11 protein-coding genes are annotated in these 15,299 nt (G+C 70.3%); 6 read left to right on the top strand and 5 right to left on the bottom strand.

The window, feature by feature from the left end; translation table 11 throughout:
• Positions 1-15 precede the first annotated feature (15 nt).
• Together ABZ532_RS19295 and ABZ532_RS19290 are read right to left on the bottom strand one after the other, a co-directional pair.
• Positions 16-1,641, bottom strand: coding sequence for an SbcC/MukB-like Walker B domain-containing protein (locus tag ABZ532_RS19295; RefSeq protein ID WP_361284616.1), 1,626 nt, complete (start codon positions 1,639-1,641; stop codon positions 16-18).
• A gap of 198 nt (positions 1,642-1,839) precedes the next feature.
• Entirely contained in the window at positions 1,840-2,262 is a 423-nt protein-coding gene (locus ABZ532_RS19290) for a YjbQ family protein (protein WP_361284613.1), read from the bottom strand.
• A gap of 54 nt (positions 2,263-2,316) precedes the next feature.
• Between ABZ532_RS19290 and ABZ532_RS19285 the strand changes: the two genes are divergently transcribed.
• Positions 2,317-3,417 carry an NAD(P)-binding domain-containing protein gene (locus ABZ532_RS19285; RefSeq protein WP_361284610.1) on the top strand — a complete coding sequence of 367 codons (1,101 nt, stop codon included), beginning with the start codon at positions 2,317-2,319 and terminating at the stop codon, positions 3,415-3,417.
• A 13-nt stretch (positions 3,418-3,430) separates the two neighbouring features.
• Here the strand turns inward: ABZ532_RS19285 and ABZ532_RS19280 are convergent, their stop codons facing one another.
• Positions 3,431-5,269 carry an ABC transporter ATP-binding protein gene (locus ABZ532_RS19280; RefSeq protein WP_361284607.1) on the bottom strand — a complete coding sequence of 613 codons (1,839 nt, stop codon included), beginning with the start codon at positions 5,267-5,269 and terminating at the stop codon, positions 3,431-3,433.
• Positions 5,270-5,408: 139 nt separating this feature from the next.
• Here ABZ532_RS19280 and ABZ532_RS19275 point away from each other — a divergent pair, with 139 nt between their 5' ends.
• The 3 genes from ABZ532_RS19275 to ABZ532_RS19265 all read left to right on the top strand — a co-directional run bounded on the left by ABZ532_RS19275 (position 5,409) and on the right by ABZ532_RS19265 (position 9,662).
• Positions 5,409-5,843 carry a MarR family transcriptional regulator gene (locus tag ABZ532_RS19275; protein ID WP_361284604.1) on the top strand — a complete coding sequence of 145 codons (435 nt, stop codon included), beginning with the start codon at positions 5,409-5,411 and terminating at the stop codon, positions 5,841-5,843.
• A gap of 196 nt (positions 5,844-6,039) precedes the next feature.
• Positions 6,040-7,884: an ABC transporter ATP-binding protein gene (locus ABZ532_RS19270; RefSeq protein ID WP_361284601.1), complete on the top strand. Its 1,845-nt coding sequence runs from the start codon at positions 6,040-6,042 to the stop codon at positions 7,882-7,884.
• Positions 7,881-9,662 (top strand): ABC transporter ATP-binding protein, encoded by a 1,782-nt coding sequence (locus ABZ532_RS19265; RefSeq protein WP_361284598.1) that lies wholly within the window; start codon positions 7,881-7,883, stop codon positions 9,660-9,662. Before ABZ532_RS19270 ends, ABZ532_RS19265 begins: the two co-directional genes overlap by 4 nt.
• A 210-nt stretch (positions 9,663-9,872) precedes the next feature.
• Here the strand turns inward: ABZ532_RS19265 and ABZ532_RS19260 are convergent, their stop codons facing one another.
• Positions 9,873-10,664 carry a metal-dependent hydrolase gene (locus ABZ532_RS19260; protein WP_361284595.1) on the bottom strand — a complete coding sequence of 264 codons (792 nt, stop codon included), beginning with the start codon at positions 10,662-10,664 and terminating at the stop codon, positions 9,873-9,875.
• Positions 10,665-10,785: 121 nt separating this feature from the next.
• Here ABZ532_RS19260 and ABZ532_RS19255 point away from each other — a divergent pair, with 121 nt between their 5' ends.
• The gene (locus tag ABZ532_RS19255; protein ID WP_361284592.1) at positions 10,786-13,299 is read left to right on the top strand and encodes a DUF3516 domain-containing protein; all 2,514 of its coding nucleotides are present in this window, start codon (positions 10,786-10,788) and stop codon (positions 13,297-13,299) included.
• A gap of 78 nt (positions 13,300-13,377) precedes the next feature.
• A complete protein-coding gene (locus tag ABZ532_RS19250; protein WP_361284589.1) occupies positions 13,378-13,863 on the top strand; it encodes a glutathione peroxidase in 486 nt (161 codons plus the stop codon).
• 69 nt (positions 13,864-13,932) lie between these two features.
• Here ABZ532_RS19250 and ABZ532_RS19245 read toward each other — a convergent pair whose 3' ends face one another.
• The gene (locus ABZ532_RS19245) at positions 13,933-15,165 is read right to left on the bottom strand and encodes an acyl-CoA dehydrogenase family protein (protein WP_361284586.1); all 1,233 of its coding nucleotides are present in this window, start codon (positions 15,163-15,165) and stop codon (positions 13,933-13,935) included.
• Positions 15,166-15,299 lie beyond the last annotated feature (134 nt).

Genomic DNA, 15,299 nt, shown 5'->3' with positions numbered 1-15,299 from the left:
CGAGGTCGAACGCGCTCAGCAGGCCGAGGCCTTGGCCCGCGAGTCGTCGTCAACGCCCGCGAACGCCTCGTCCAGGGTGACCAGGCGGGGCGCGTGCGGGCTGCCCGCGCTGGCGTAGTGCGAGGAGGCGGCGGCGAACAGCGGCACGGAGACGGCGAGGACGCGTTCGCCACCGGAGGCGGGGCCGGTGGCCGGGACCCAGCGCCCGTGCTGGTGGCGTTCGACGCCGAACTCGTGCCAGGAGCGGTAGTCGAGCGCGGCGGTGAGGTGTTCGAGCCAGCTGCCCGAGCCGCCGTCGGACTGCTGGCGGGCGATCTGGGCCTGGAGGAGCTCGCCGACCGCCATACGCTCCTCGGCGGTCCAGGCGTCGGCGGACTGGCGCAACCGCTCGCGGGCCTGGGCGAGTCCGGGCGGGGCCTTACGCGAGAGCCGCCACACCAGCCGGAGTCTCATACCGGTGGAAGTGGGGCGGTCCTCCGGCTCGGTGTTCATGTCCCGCACCTGGCGCTCAGCCGCACCGATGAGTTCCTGGAGGGTGCCTGCGACCTCGGTGATCAGGTGGGTTTCGAGGATCTCGCGTTCGTGCGCGGACAGGATGCGGGTCAGCTCGCCGACCTCCTTGGCGAGTGCTTCGGCGAGTTCGGGTACGGCCCGGTCGCGGCCCTGGTACACGATGTCGACGACCACGCCGTCCACGACCATGCGGGCGGAGGCGCTGTGCCCGTGCCGGGACAGGGTGTCCTGCAGAGTCTTGAGTTCTTCGCTGAGCCGACGCTGGACGCGTTCCCAGGCGGCGTCCGTGTCGTCGACCGACGAGAGGCCCGTCTCGATGGTGCGGGCGAGCGCGATGGCCGGCGTGGCAGCCCAGGGGCCGTCGTCCAGGGCGGGGATCGCGAGATCGGGCAGCGCGACCGCCACCAGGTGGGTGGCTGTGAAGCGCTGGAGCGCGGCGATGGCCTCCGCGCGCGCCGACGACTTCCGTGAGGTCCTTCTCCAACTGCTCGATCCGCCCCTCGGCACGGCCGGCCTCCCGGCCCGCCTCCGCGTGACGCCGTTGGGCGGTCGTCTGGTCGGCCTGGCAGATCCGCTGTGCCTCGGCGGCCTCGGCGAGAGCCGTTCGAGTTCGGCGACGGCCGCTCCGACGGTGGAGCGCAAGGTCTGGTGGTGCTCGTCCGCAGCTGCCGCCTCACGTTCCGCGTCTTCGGCCCGCTGGGCGAGGTCGATGGCCCGCCGCTCCGCGTCGCTTGCCTCGGCGTGCTCGTCGTCCACCTGACGTGCGGCCTCGCCTTGTTCGCGTACCGCGGGCCACAGGGCGGCCAGGTCGGCGGCGAAGGAGCCGAGGGCGTGACGCACGGCGGTGAGTCCGGCCCGGTCTGCGGGCAGCCTCAGATCGGTGGCGGTCTCGGTGAGCTCGGTGGCGGCACTCTCGGCTCGCCCGGCCGTCTCGACCACCTCGGCGGCGCGCTCCTCACGCCGCGTGCGGGCCTTGCGTACGGTGTCGATGGCGGCGCTCACGAGCGCGTGTGCCCGGGTGAGCGGCGACTCGTCGGGTACGGAGGCGAGTTCGGCATCGAGTGAGCGACGGCGGGCTGTGATCGCTTCGGATCGGGCCGCGGCGGCTTGCGACTCCTCGCGCAGCAAATCGAGTTCGATACCGAGCGCGGCGACGCGGGCCCCTGACGGTCATCGTCGGCCATTCCCCCCCCAGGCGCTGCCCCCACCGGCAAGGACCCAAAGGACCGGGCTGGTTCACGCCGTCGCGATCACTGCGAAAGAGGAGCGACGCTGAACCGCTTGGTGCGGCCGGATATCCCGCCTACAGTCCCGCAGTACCTGCCGCTACCCGAGAAACGACAATCGAACCTGACGCTCCGGATTGTCCCTGTTCGTATCCACGAGGCACACGGACTGCCAGGTGCCGAGCTCCAGGCGTCCGCCGACGACGGGCAGCGTGGCGTATGGGGGCACGATCGCCGGCAGGACGTGGTCGCGGCCGTGGCCCGGGCTGCCGTGGCGGTGCCGATAGCGGTCGTCGGCGGGGAGCAGGTCGTGGAGCACGGCGAGCAGGTCCTCGTCACTGCCCGAGCCGGTCTCCAGTACCGCGACTCCAGCGGTTGCATGGGGCACAAAAACATTCAGCAGGCCGTCGCGGCCGGCAGCCGCCTCGTCGAGGAAGATCTGGCAGTCACGGGTCAGATCGGTCACGGTCTCGGTCGCGCCCGTGGAGAGGCTCAGGACTGTGGTGGTGAAGGCTGTAGGCATAAGGGCATCGTCCCGTGCGGGAAGATCCTGGGCACCCCCACAGTTAGTGGAAGCGTGAACAACTTTGGGGAGCAAGGCGCCGCGCGAGCCGTCGACGTGGTGGTCATCGGTGCCGGACAGGCCGGTCTCTCCGGCGCCTACCACCTGCGGCGCGTCGGGCTGCGCCCGGATGAGGACTTCGTGGTCCTCGACCACGCTCCGAAGCCGGGTGGCGCCTGGCAGTTCCGCTGGGACTCGCTCACCTATGCCAAGGTTCACGGGATGCACGCGCTTCCCGGCATGGAGCTGGTCGGCGCCGATGGGGGCCGCCCGTCGTCCGAGGTCATCGGCGACTACTTCGCCCAGTATGAGCGGACCTTCGATCTTCGGGTGCACCGCCCTGTGGACGTGCGCGCGGTGCGTGACGGCGAGGGCGATCGACTGCTGGTGGAGTCGTCGGAGGGTGTGTACGCCACCCGCGCGCTCATCAATGCCACCGGCACCTGGGACCGCCCCTTCTGGCCGCGCTACGCCGGTCAGGAGACCTTCCGGGGGCGCCAGCTGCACACCTCGGACTACCCGGGGCCCGAGGCCTTCGCCGGGCTGCGGGTGGTCGTGGTGGGCGGGGGCGCGTCGGGTACCCAGCATCTGATGGAGATCGCGGAGTTCGCCGCGGAAACCACCTGGGTGACGCGGCGCCCCCCGGTCTTCCGTGAGGGCCCTTTCGGCGAGGTCCAGGGACGCGCGGCGGTCGCCATGGTGGAGGAACGGGTGCGGCGTGGGCTGCCTCCGCTGAGTGTGGTCTCCGTGACCGGACTGCCGCTGAACGATGCGATCAGGCAAGCGCGCGCCGAGGGGGTGCTGGACCGGCGGCCGATGTTCGATCGGATCATCCCGACCGGTGTGGCCTGGGACGACGGGCGCAAGGTCGACGCGGACGTGATCCTCTGGGCCACGGGCTTCCGTGCCGCGATCGACCATCTGGCCCCGCTCAAACTGCGCGAGCCCGGAGGCGGTGTCGCCGTGGACGGCACCCGCGCGGTGCATGACGAGCGCGTTCATCTGGTCGGCTACGGTCCTTCGGCTTCGACCATCGGCGCCAATCGCGCGGGCCGGGCGGCGGTACGTGATATCCAGCGGCTGCTGGATCGTGAACCGGCCGCGATGCCGCTCTAGGACTCGCTCGGCCTCAGGCCGTGGCCACCGCTGTGGCCGGTTCCGCATCCCGCCGCACCAGCGCCGCATAGCGCCCGTCCTGGTCCATCAGCTCGGTGTGGCTTCCGCGTTCCGCGATCCGGCCCCCGTCCAGTACGACGATCTCGTCGGCATCCCGCACCGTCGACAGCCGGTGGGCGATGGTGATGGTGGTCCGTCCGGCCGAGAGGGCGTCGATGGCCTGCTGCACCGCGTGCTCGGTACGGGTGTCGAGGGCGCTGGTCGCCTCGTCCAGGATGAGCACCGGTGGGTCGCGCAGGATGGTGCGCGCGATGGCGAGGCGCTGCTTCTCGCCGCCCGAGAAGCGGTAGCCGCGTTCGCCGACGAGGGTGTCATAGCCCTCGGGCAGCGACGCGATGTGGTCATGGATCTGGGCCGCACGCGCCGCCGTCTCTATCTCCTCGTCCGTGGCATCGGGTTTGGCGAAGCGTAGGTTGTCGCCGACGGACGCATGGAAGAGATAAGTCTCCTGGGAGACCACGCCCACCGCCTCAGCGAGGGTGTCGAAGGCCAGTTCGCGTACGTCGACGCCGTCGAGGGTGACCCTGCCACCGGTGACGTCGTACAGCCTCGGCACCAGATAGCTGAGCGTGGACTTCCCGGAGCCGGTCGGTCCGACTACGGCCAGGGTGCCACCGGCCGGAACGGTGAGATCGATCCCGCCGAGCGTCGGCTCGCGCTTGGCGTCGTAGCCGAATTCGACCTGCTCGAAGTGCACTTCGCCGCGCACCTTCTCCAGCCGGACCGGCTGGTCGGGCTCGGTGATGTCCACCGGAAGATCGAGGTACTCGAAGATCCGCTGGAAGAGCGCGAGTGAGGTCTGTATCTGCACACCGGTGGACAGCAGGCTCACGGCCGGACGGAACAAGCCCTGCTGGAGTGAGACGAAGGCGACGAGGGTGCCGAGGGAGATCGCCGCTCCCCCGCCCTGGAGGGTCAGTCCCGCCGCCCAGTACAACAGCGCGGGCATGGCGGCCATGACGATACCGATGGTGGACATCCGCCATCGTCCGGCCATGCTGGAGCGGACCTCCAGATCGACCAGTCGCTCGGACTCATCGGCGAACGAGCGGGTCAGCGAGTCGGCACGGCCCATGGTGCGGCCGAGCAGGATCCCGCTCACCGACAGCGATTCGGTGACCGTGGCGGCCATGGTGGCCATCTGCTTCTGCCGCTGTGTGGTGATGGTCTTGCGCTCCCGCCCGACCCTGCGGCTGATCGCGACGAACGCCGGGAGGAGGACGAGCGAGACGGCGGTGAGCCGCCAGTCGAGTGCGAGCATCGCGACGATCGTGGCGACCACGGCGGTGAGGTTGGACACCAGCGAGGTGGCGGTGGAAGTGACCGTCGCCTGCATGCCGCCGATGTCGTTGGCGATGCGGGACTGGACCTCTCCGGTGCGCGTCCTGGTGAAGAAGGCCAGAGGCATTCTCTGGAGTTGGGCATAGACGCCCGTGCGCAGGTCATGCATGACGCGCTGGCCGACGGTCGTCGAGATCAGCGTCTGGAGGACGCCGAAGACGCTCGTCGTGACGGCGGTGAGGATCATGCCGAGGGCGAGCAGCGAGAGCAGACCGGTACGGCCCTGCGGGATCGCGGTGTCGAGGATTTCGCGGAGCAGGAAGGGCGAGGCGACGGAGACGAGAGACGAGGCGCCGACGAGCAGACCGACGAGGGCCAGCCTGCTGCGGTACGGCCTGAAGAGGCGCAGGATGCGCCGGAGCTCCGCGGGCCGGCGCTCCGGAGACGCGGTGGGTGAGGGATCGACGGGGCGGTCGGATGGTGTCCACGAAGGATCGTCGTGAGGGCGCATGGGCTCCTTCCGGAGGCTGTTCACAAAGGGTGCACCGACGGCATGAGCAAAGGCGGGGCATGATCGCCGCGCCACATGGGGAGCATAGCTCATTGTTACCTATGCTCACAATGAACCAGGTCCTGATAGTGTTTCCCGCATGAGCACCCCCGTGCCCGCCCCCGACGCGGACGGCCTGCTGGCCGAGCAGTTGCTGCGGCTGACCCGACGGCTCCACCGGATCCAGAAGCGGCATCTGGAGCCGGTCGGCATCACCCCGGCGCAGTCCCGGCTGCTGCGGGTACTCGCCCACTACGAGGGAGCGCCCCGGATGGCGGACCTCGCCGACCGCCTCGAGGTCGTCCCGCGCGCGGTGACCACGCTGGTGGACGGTCTCGAGTCGAGCGGCCGGGTGCGCCGCGTCCAGGATCCGGCCAACCGCCGCGTCGTACGCGTCGAGCTGACCGAGCTCGGGCGCGTCACACTCAGGGAGCTGCGCAGCGCCAGGCGAGCGGCGGCGGAGGACATCCTGGCCCCGCTGGACGCCGAACAGCGCGAGACACTCGGCGGGCTGCTGTCCGCGCTGGTGTCGTGACGGCCCCCGTCCGCCCAGGCAGCCCCGGCGCATAGACGATCAGCCCTCCGGGCACCAGCCCCGCGCCGCTGACCGGCGCGGGCCCGGCCGGTTCTGCGCCGAGGCCGGAGGAAGCGGAAAAATCGGTTGCCCCGCGTCACCGCGGCGAGCGAGCCTTGCAGGCCCGAGCCGGTTTTTCCGAACGATCTGGGATGTCATGCAGATTCGCGACCTTCCGTACGCCGATCCAGGCTCACCGGATGTCCGCTCCGGCCTCAGGTTCCTCATCTGGCTCGGGCGCGGGCAGCTCGGCGGGCAACTCCGCGCGCTCGCGTGGGGCCTGGTGCACTTCGGCGCCGTGATGACCCTTCCGTACGGCGTCGGCTTCGCCGTGCAGGCCGTGGTCGAGCGCTCCGGCGGCGGGCTCGCCCTGGCGGGCGGGCTGATCGCGGTAGCCGCGGTCGCCATCGCCCTGGGTGACACGCTGCTGCACCGTGCCGCGGTCACCAACTGGATCACCGCGGCCGCCCGGACACAGCAACTGCTGGCCCGGAGGACCGCCGACCTGGGCTCCGCGCTCACCACACGGGTCGCGGCCGGTGAGGTCGTCGCGGTGTCCACCGGCGACGTGGAGAAGATCGGCTGGTTCGTGGAGGCGTTCTCACGCTTCCTCGCCGCGGCTCTGACCATCGTCGTGATGGTGGTCGGACTGCTCTTCTACCAGCCGGAGCTCGGCCTTCTGGTGGCGGTCGGGGTTCCTGTGCTGGCCCTCGGTGTGCTGCTGCTGCTGCCCCGTGCCACGCGGCTCGCCGATGTGCAGCGCGAGAAGGCGGGCCGGGCCACCGAGCTGGCTTCCGACACCGTCGCGGGGCTCCGGGTGCTGCGCGGAGTCGGCGGCGAGGAGCTGTTTCTCACGCGCTACCGGCGCGCTTCCCAGGAGGTGCGCAGGGCGGCCGTGCGCAGCTCCCGTATGTGGTCGCTGATCAGCGCGCTCCAGGTACTGCTGCCGGGGGTGCTGCTCATCTGGGTGGTCTGGTACGGCATCGGGCTGGTGTCCGCGGGCCGGATCGAGGTCGGTGAACTCGTCGCCGTCTACAGCGCGGTGATGCTGCTGTCGTATCCCCTGCGCCCCTTCGAGGAGGTCGCCATGGCCTACAGCTTCTCGCAGCCGTCGGCGCGACGGGCGGCGAGGGTGCTGTCGCTGGAGCGGCCGACGGGCGGTTCGGCACAGGTGTCCGGTGACCTGCCGGGCGGCGACCTGTACGACCCGTACAGCCGGCTGCTCGCCCCCGCCGGAGTGCTGACGGCCGTCGTGTGCGGGGACCCGGACGCGGCGGGGCGGCTGGCCGAGCGTCTCGGCGGCCATCCCGCGGACGCCGGTGGACTTCCGTCCGTGCTGCTCGGCGGGGCCGCACTGGACGACTTGCCGCGTGACACCGCTCGCACGGCGGTGCTCGTGCAGGACAAGGACCCGGTGCTGCTGTCGGGAAGCCTGGCCGAACTGCTCGATGTGCCGTCGTCCGGTACGGTCTCGGCGACCGCGGCGCTGACCGCCGCCGAATGCGGTGATGTGCTGGACGCCCTGGCCCAGGCTTCACTCGACGGGGATCCGATGGCCGCGCCCATCACCGAGCGCGGACGCTCGCTCTCCGGCGGGCAGCGGCAACGCCTGGCGCTGGCCCGGTCGCTGATCACGGACCCGGAGGTGCTGGTGCTCGACGAGCCCACATCGGCCGTCGACTCGCATACCGAGGCGCGGGTCGCCGTTGGCGTACGGGCGCTGCGTGCGGGGCGTACGACGGTCGTGTTCACCTCGTCGCCGCTGCTGCTCGACCGGGCGGACCGGGTGGTCCTGGTCCTCGACGGCGAGGTCGCGGCCGTGGGTGCGCACCGCGAGTTGTTGCTCAGGGAGCCCCGCTACCGCGAGGTGGTGACCCGGGAATCCGATGAATCCGCCGACGCCACCGGTGTTCCCGCCCCCGGGCGGTTCACCGAAGCGCCGTCCGAGCGACCTTCCGATGATCTGACCGACGCCGCAGTCGACCTCGAGGAGACCGCATGATCGGCGTGCCACCGCCGGAGTACGATCCGGCCGCACCCCGTGAGGCGACCACGCTTCCGGTGGGGACGCCCGCCACGGTACGCGCCTATGTGCGCGAGCTGCTGCGCCGGCACCGGGGCGCCTTCACCTTGCTGATCGCCGTCAACACGGTCGCCGTCGTGGCCTCGATGACCGGTCCCTGGCTGCTCGGCACCCTCGTTCAGCAGGTGGCCGACGGGGCGCGCGAGATCCCTCTCGAGCGCACGGTGGCCCTGTTCGCCGTGGCGCTGCTCGTGCAGGCCGTGTTCGTACGGCTGGTGCGGCTGCGCGGCGCGATGCTCGGCGAGCAGATGCTGGCGGATCTGCGCGAGGACTTTCTCGTACGGTCGGTCGGCCTGCCTCCCGGTGTGCTGGAGCGAGCCGGTACGGGCGATCTGCTGTCGCGTATCACCACCGATATCGATCGTCTGGGCGACGCGATGCGCGAGGCCGTGCCACAGCTGACCATCGCGGTGTTCTGGGCGGTGCTGCTGCTCGGCGGGTTGACGGTGACCGCCCCGCCGCTGGCGCCCGCGGTACTGCTGGCCGTGCCGCTGCTGGTGGTCGGGTGCCGCTGGTACTTCAAGCGGGCGCCCAGGGCCTACCGTTCGGAGGCCGCCGGATACGCGGCGGTGGCGGCCGCGCTCGCCGAGACCGTCGACGCGGGCAGGACGGTGGAGGCCCACCGCCTCGGGCCCGGCCGGGTCGCGCTGTCGGAGAAGCGCATCAAGGAGTGGACGGCCTGGGAGCGGTACACCCTCTGGCTGCGGTCCGTGCTGTTCCCCGTCATCAACTTCACGCACATGACGGTGCTCGGTTCGGTGCTGCTGATCGGCGGGGTGTTCGTGCTCCAGGGCTGGATCGGCGTCGGGCAGCTCACCACGGCCGCGCTGATCGCGCAGATGATGGTCGATCCGGTGAACCTGATCCTGCGCTGGTACGACGAGTTGCAGGTGGCCCAGGTGTCGCTGGCCAGGCTGGTGGGCGTACGCGAGATCGAGCCGGACGCGGGTGACGCGGCGGTACGGCCCGAGGGGCGCGTGGTGAGCGCGGACGAGGTGCGCTTCGGCTACCGCGAGGGTGTCGATGTGCTGCACCAGGTCTCGATGCGGGTGCCGCCCGGTACCCGGGTGGCGCTGGTCGGGCCGTCCGGTGCGGGCAAGTCGACGCTGGGCAGGCTGCTCGCGGGGATCTACGCCCCGCGGACCGGCCGGGTCACCCTCGGCGACGCCGAGCTCTCCCGGATGCCCGCGGAGCGGGTACGGGAGCATGTGGCGCTGGTGAACCAGGAGCACCATGTCTTCGTCGGCGCGATGCGTGACAACCTCCGGCTGGCCCGCGCGGACGCCGAGGACACCGAACTGTGGGCGGCTCTCGGTGCGGTGGACGCGGACGGCTGGGCGCGGGCCCTCGACGACGGCCTCGACACCGAGGTCGGCTCCGGCGGCCTCGCGCTGACTCCGGCGCAGGCCCAGCAGATCGCCCTGGCCCGCCTGGTGCTCGCCGACCCGCACACCCTGGTGCTGGACGAGGCGACCTCGCTGCTCGACCCGCGTGCCGCCCGCCATCTGGAGCGCTCACTGGCCCGGGTGCTCGACGGTCGTACGGTCGTGGCCATCGCCCACCGGCTGCACACGGCGCACGACGCCGATGTCATCGCCGTGGTGGAACAGGGGCGGATCAGCGAACTGGGCAGCCACAGCGAGCTGGTGGCTGCGGGCGGGGCGTATGCGGCGCTGTGGAGGTCCTGGCACGGATAGGTCCTGCCCGGGCGACCTCTGCGACGAGCCCGCTGCGTCAGATGCATGAGGCCTCCCCGGCCATCCGGGGCCGTACTCCGGCGGCTCCGACAACGCAGCGTGGGAGAGACCACCCCGCGAAGCCAGGGGGAGCGCCACAGCCGGCGTCGAGGGCCCGAGAAGGTCGCCAGGACAGGACCCAGGACCCAGGAGGTGGGCCCTGGGTCAGGCTCAGATGAAGTTGAGCGCCGCCGCTCCGCCCACCCCTCCGAGCAGCATGAACACCGGCATGAGGACCTTGAGCTCGACCCAGCTGCCGGCGCGGAAGCGCATGGCCTTCGGCGGGCCCACCTGGTACCAGCGCTTGTTGCCGACGGGGATCGGCCACAGGATCGGGCAGCCCGACACGGTGATCGCATCCCCGATGTCGTGCACCAGGGCGCCGAGGACCACCGGCAGACCCAGCCAGACGTACTCCTGGCCTGGGCCGGTGAACAGCCAGTCCGCTCCGTTGCCGGGCTGGTCCAGGATGCCCGCGAGGATCCAGGCGCTGGTCGCGCCGAGCAGCCACACCAGCACATCGCTGGAGACCCGGGCGGCCCGCCACAGCAGGCCCTCCACGGCGAGCACCAGATGGACGAAGAGGATGGCGAGGACGGCCCAGCGGCCACCGGCCATGGCCAGCGCAGATGTGCCGCCGCCGATCAGCACGGCCCAGAGCCAGGTGTGGGTGAGCGTGCGGTGGCCGCCTGTCCTGCGCTTGTCGCCCGGCTTCTTCGTCGCCTTGTAGACCGCGTACGAGAGCTTGTCGACGACCTCGCACAGCCCGCGCGAGACCGGTCCGAAGGCCCGGGAGATCGTAGCCGCCTTGTGGTCGAGGTCGGGCGCTAGTGCCGCACCCGCGCAGATCAGCGCTCCGACGACGAGCACGGGCCACGGCATGGCATGGCCCGCGGCGGCGGTCGCCGCACCCACCCCCAGCCAGGCCGCTGCCCCGGACAGGGAGTGCGCCGGTCCCATCATGCTCGTTCCCGCCCCATCTGCTGTTGTCGTCCACCCCAGTTGACGGCACAGCGTAGCGGTAGCGATCTTCCGGCCGGCAGCCGGTTCCCTGTCAGGGCCGGAAGCCAGGCAAGATGGGGGCGTGACCCTTATCGATCAGCTGCCGCAGGATGCCGACCCCGATGCCCTCTTCGAGGCCTTCTCGTCATGGGCCGAGGGCCGGGGGATCTCGCTCTACCCGGCTCAGGAGGAAGCGCTGATCGAAGTGGTCTCCGGGGCGAACGTGATCCTCTCCACACCGACCGGCTCCGGGAAGAGCCTGGTCGCGGCGGGGGCGCACTTCGCGGCGCTGGCCCGTGACGAGGTCACCTTCTACACCGCGCCGATCAAGGCCCTGGTCTCGGAGAAGTTCTTCGATCTGTGCAAGCTCTTCGGCACGGAGAACGTGGGCATGCTCACCGGCGACGCCTCCGTGAACGCGGACGCCCCCGTGATCTGCTGCACCGCCGAAGTACTGGCCTCCATCGCGCTCCGTGACGGCAAGGCCGCGGACATCGGCCAGGTCGTGATGGACGAGTTCCACTTCTACGCCGAGGCGGACCGCGGCTGGGCGTGGCAGATCCCGCTGTTGGAACTGCCTCAGGCCCAGTTCGTGCTGATGTCGGCGACGCTCGGCGACGTCTCGATGTTCGAGAAGGACCTGACCCGCCGCACCGGCCGGGAGACGTCCGTGGTGCGCTCGGCGACCCGGCCGGTGCCGCTGTCGTACGAGTACCGCACGACGCCGATCACCGAGACGCTGACCGAGTTGCTGGAGACCAGGCAGGCGCCGGTCTACATCGTGCACTTCACCCAGGCCCAGGCGGTCGAGCGGGCGCAGTCGCTGATGAGCATCAACATGTGCACCCGCGAGGAGAAGGACCAGATCGCGGAGCTGATCGGCAACTTCCGCTTCACCACCAAGTTCGGCCGCAATCTCTCGCGCTATGTACGGCACGGCATCGGCGTCCATCACGCCGGCATGCTGCCCAAGTACCGGCGTCTGGTCGAGAAGCTGGCGCAGGCCGGTCTGCTGAAGGTCATCTGCGGTACGGACACCCTGGGCGTGGGGGTCAATGTGCCGATCCGCACCGTGTTGTTCACCGCGCTGACCAAGTACGACGGCACCCGGGTCCGGGTGCTGCGCTCGCGTGAGTTCCATCAGATCGCCGGCCGCGCGGGCCGGGCCGGCTTCGACACCGCCGGTTTCGTGGTCGCTCAGGCCCCCGAGCATGTGATCGAGAACGAGAAGGCCCTGGCCAAGGCGGGCGACGACCCGAAGAAGAAGCGCAAGGTGGTCCGCAAGAAGGCCCCCGAGGGCTTCGTCGGCTGGTCCCAGAGCTCCTTCGAGAAGCTGATCGCCTCCGACCCGGAGCCGCTGACCTCGCGTTTCAAGGTCACCCACGCGATGCTGCTGTCGGTGATCGCCCGGCCCGGCAACGCCTTCGAGGCCATGCGCGAGCTGCTGGAGGACAACCACGAGCCGCGCAAGCAGCAGCTGCGGCACATCCGCCGGGCCATCGCGATCTACCGCTCCCTGCTGGACGGCGGGATCGTGGAGCGGCTCGGGACCCCGGACGCTCAGGGCCGTATCGTGCGGCTGACGGTCGACTTCCAGCAGGACTTCGCGCTCAACCAGGCGCTGTCCACGTTCGCGCTCGCCGCCTTCGACCTGCTCGACCCCGAATCTCCGTCGTACGCGCTCGACATGGTGTCCGTCGTGGAGTCGACCCTGGACGATCCGCGCCAGATCCTGGCCGCCCAGCAGAACAAGGCACGCGGCGAGGCCGTCGGCGCGATGAAGGCGGACGGGGTCGAGTACGAGGAGCGGATGGAGCGGCTCCAGGAGATCTCCTATCCGAAGCCGCTCGAAGAGCTGCTGTGGCACGCGTACAACGTCTACCGGAAGTCGCATCCCTGGGTGGGCGACCACCCGGTGTCGCCGAAGTCCGTGATCCGCGACATGTACGAACGGGCGCTGACGTTCACCGAGTTCACGTCCGTCTACGAGCTGGCCCGCACCGAGGGCATCGTGCTGCGCTATCTCGCGAGCGCGTACAAGGCCCTGGACCACACGATCCCGGACGATCTGAAGACCGAGGATCTGGAGGACCTGATCGCCTGGCTGGGCGAGATGGTGCGGCAGGTCGACTCCAGCCTGCTGGACGAGTGGGAGCAGCTGGCCAACCCCGAGGTGGAGACCGCCGAGCAGGCTCAGGAGAAGGCCGACCAGGTCAAGCCGGTCACCGCCAATGCCCGTGCCTTCCGGGTGCTGGTGCGCAACGCGATGTTCCGCCGGGTGGAGCTGGCGGCGCTCGACCAGGTCGCCGAGCTGGGCGGGATGGACGCCGAATCGGGCTGGGACGAGGATGCCTGGGGCGAGGCGATGGACGCGTACTGGGACGAGTACGACGATCTGGGCACCGGTCCTGACGCGCGGGGACCGAAGCTGCTCTCCATCGAGGAGGACCCCCGGCACGGTCTGTGGCGGGTCCGCCAGACCTTCGCCGATCCGAACGGCGATCATGACTGGGGCATCAGCGCGGAGGTCGATCTGGCGGCGTCCGACGAGGAGGGCAGGGCCGTGGTCCGGGTCACGTCCGTCGGTCAGCTCTGACCGTGCGCCGGGTCGCTTGGGTGCTGTGCGAGCAGGCGTGCGAGAGTGGCGCGGAAGACCGTCACCGAGGAGAGACTGATGACTCTGCACGACATTCCCCTGCGCACCCTGAGCGGCGAGCCCACCTCTCTGGCCGCGTACGCGGACAAGGCGGTGCTGCTGGTCAATGTGGCGTCGAAGTGTGGTCTGACGCCGCAGTACGAGGGGCTTGAGCGGTTGCAGCAGCAGTACGGCGACCGTGGTTTCACGGTGCTGGGTGTGCCGTGCAACCAGTTCATGGGCCAGGAGCCGGGGAGCGCGGAGGAGATCCAGACCTTCTGCTCGACCACGTACGGGGTCTCGTTCCCGCTGCTGGAGAAGACGGATGTGAACGGCGACGGCCGCCACCCGCTGTACGCGGAGCTGACGAAGGCCGCGGACGCCGATGGCGAGGCGGGCGACGTGCAGTGGAACTTCGAGAAGTTCCTGATCTCGCCCAAGGGCGAGGTCACCCGTTTCCGGCCGCGTACGGAGCCGGAGGCCCCGGAGGTCGTGGCCGCCATCGAGGCGCAGCTGGGCGCCTGACGGCAGTAACGAGGTGCGGGGTACGTCAGCTGCCGTACCCCGCACCTCGCGTATGGCCCGCGTGTATGCCTATCGGATGGGCATGCCCGCGAGGGTGCGGGCGATCACCAGGCGCTGGATCTCGCTCGTGCCCTCGAAGATGGTGTAGATCGCGCTGTCGCGGTGCATGCGCTCCACCGGGTATTCGCGGGTGAAGCCGTTGCCGCCGAGGATCTGGACGGCCTGGGCGGTGACCTTCTTGGCGACCTCGCTGGCGAAGAGCTTGGACATCGAGCCCTCGGCCGCCGTGAAGGGCTTGCCGCTCACCGCCATCCAGGAGGCGCGCCAGACCAGCAGCCGGGCGGCGTCGATCTGGGTGCGCATGTCGGCGAGCTGGAAGGCGACGCCCTGGTTGTCGATGATCGGGCGGCCGAACTGCTCGCGGTTCTTCGCGTAGTCGAGCGCGTAGTCGTACGCGGCCCGTGCCGTGCCGACGGCCATGGCGCCGACGGCCGGGCGGGAGGCCTCGAAGGTGGCCATGGCGGCGTTCTTGACCCTCTCACCGGCGTTGCCCGCCCTGGCCCGCTCGTGGGCGCGGGCGAGGCGCTCGTCGAGCTTCTCCTTGCCGCCGAGCAGGCAGCTGCCGGGGACGCGGACGTTCTCCAGGACGACCTCGGCGGTGTGCGAGGCGCGGATGCCGTGCTTCTTGAACTTCTGGCCCTGGGACAGTCCGGGGGTGTTCGGGGGGATGATGAAGGAGGCGTGGCCCTTGCTGCCGAGCTCCGGGTCGACCACGGCCACGACGACATGGACGTTGGCGATTCCGCCGTTGGTCGCCCAGGTCTTGGTGCCGTCCAGCACCCACTCGTCCTTGGCCTCGTCGTAGACAGCGCGGGTGCGCATCGAGCCCACGTCGGATCCGGCGTCGGGTTCGGACGAGCAGAAGGCGGCGAGCTTGACGTCGTCGACGTCCCCGTACATCTGCGGGATCCAGGTGCCGATCTGCTCCTCGGTGCCGTTGGCGAGCACTCCGACGGCGGCGAGTCCGGTGCCGACGATGGACAGGGCGATACCCGCGTCTCCCCAGAAGAGCTCCTCCATGGCCACGGGGACGCCGAGGCCGGTGGGGTCGAAGTACTGCTGGGCGTAGAAGTCCAGGGAGTAGATGCCCACCTTGGCGGCCTCCTGGATGACCGGCCAGGGGGTTTCCTCGCGCTCGTCCCACTCGGCGGCCGCCGGGCGGATCACATCCCGGGCGAAGCCGTGCAACCAGTCACGGACCTGCTTCTGCTCGTCGTTGAGATCGAGCGCGAACTCGCTCATAGTCCCCTCCTGATGTGCACCGGCCCGCGTGCTGCCAGCCGTGCCGCAAGCGACGTTACTAACGGTAACAACAGTCTGTTACCGCCGGGTAAGCGCTGTCAACCGGAACCAGCGCGTCGACGGCGCATCCCTGC

Origin of the sequence: Streptomyces sp. NPDC019396, from assembly GCF_040632375.1 — a bacterium.
Taxonomy (GTDB): Bacteria; Actinomycetota; Actinomycetes; order Streptomycetales; family Streptomycetaceae; genus Streptomyces.
This window is presented reverse-complemented; position numbering and strand designations above follow the sequence as displayed.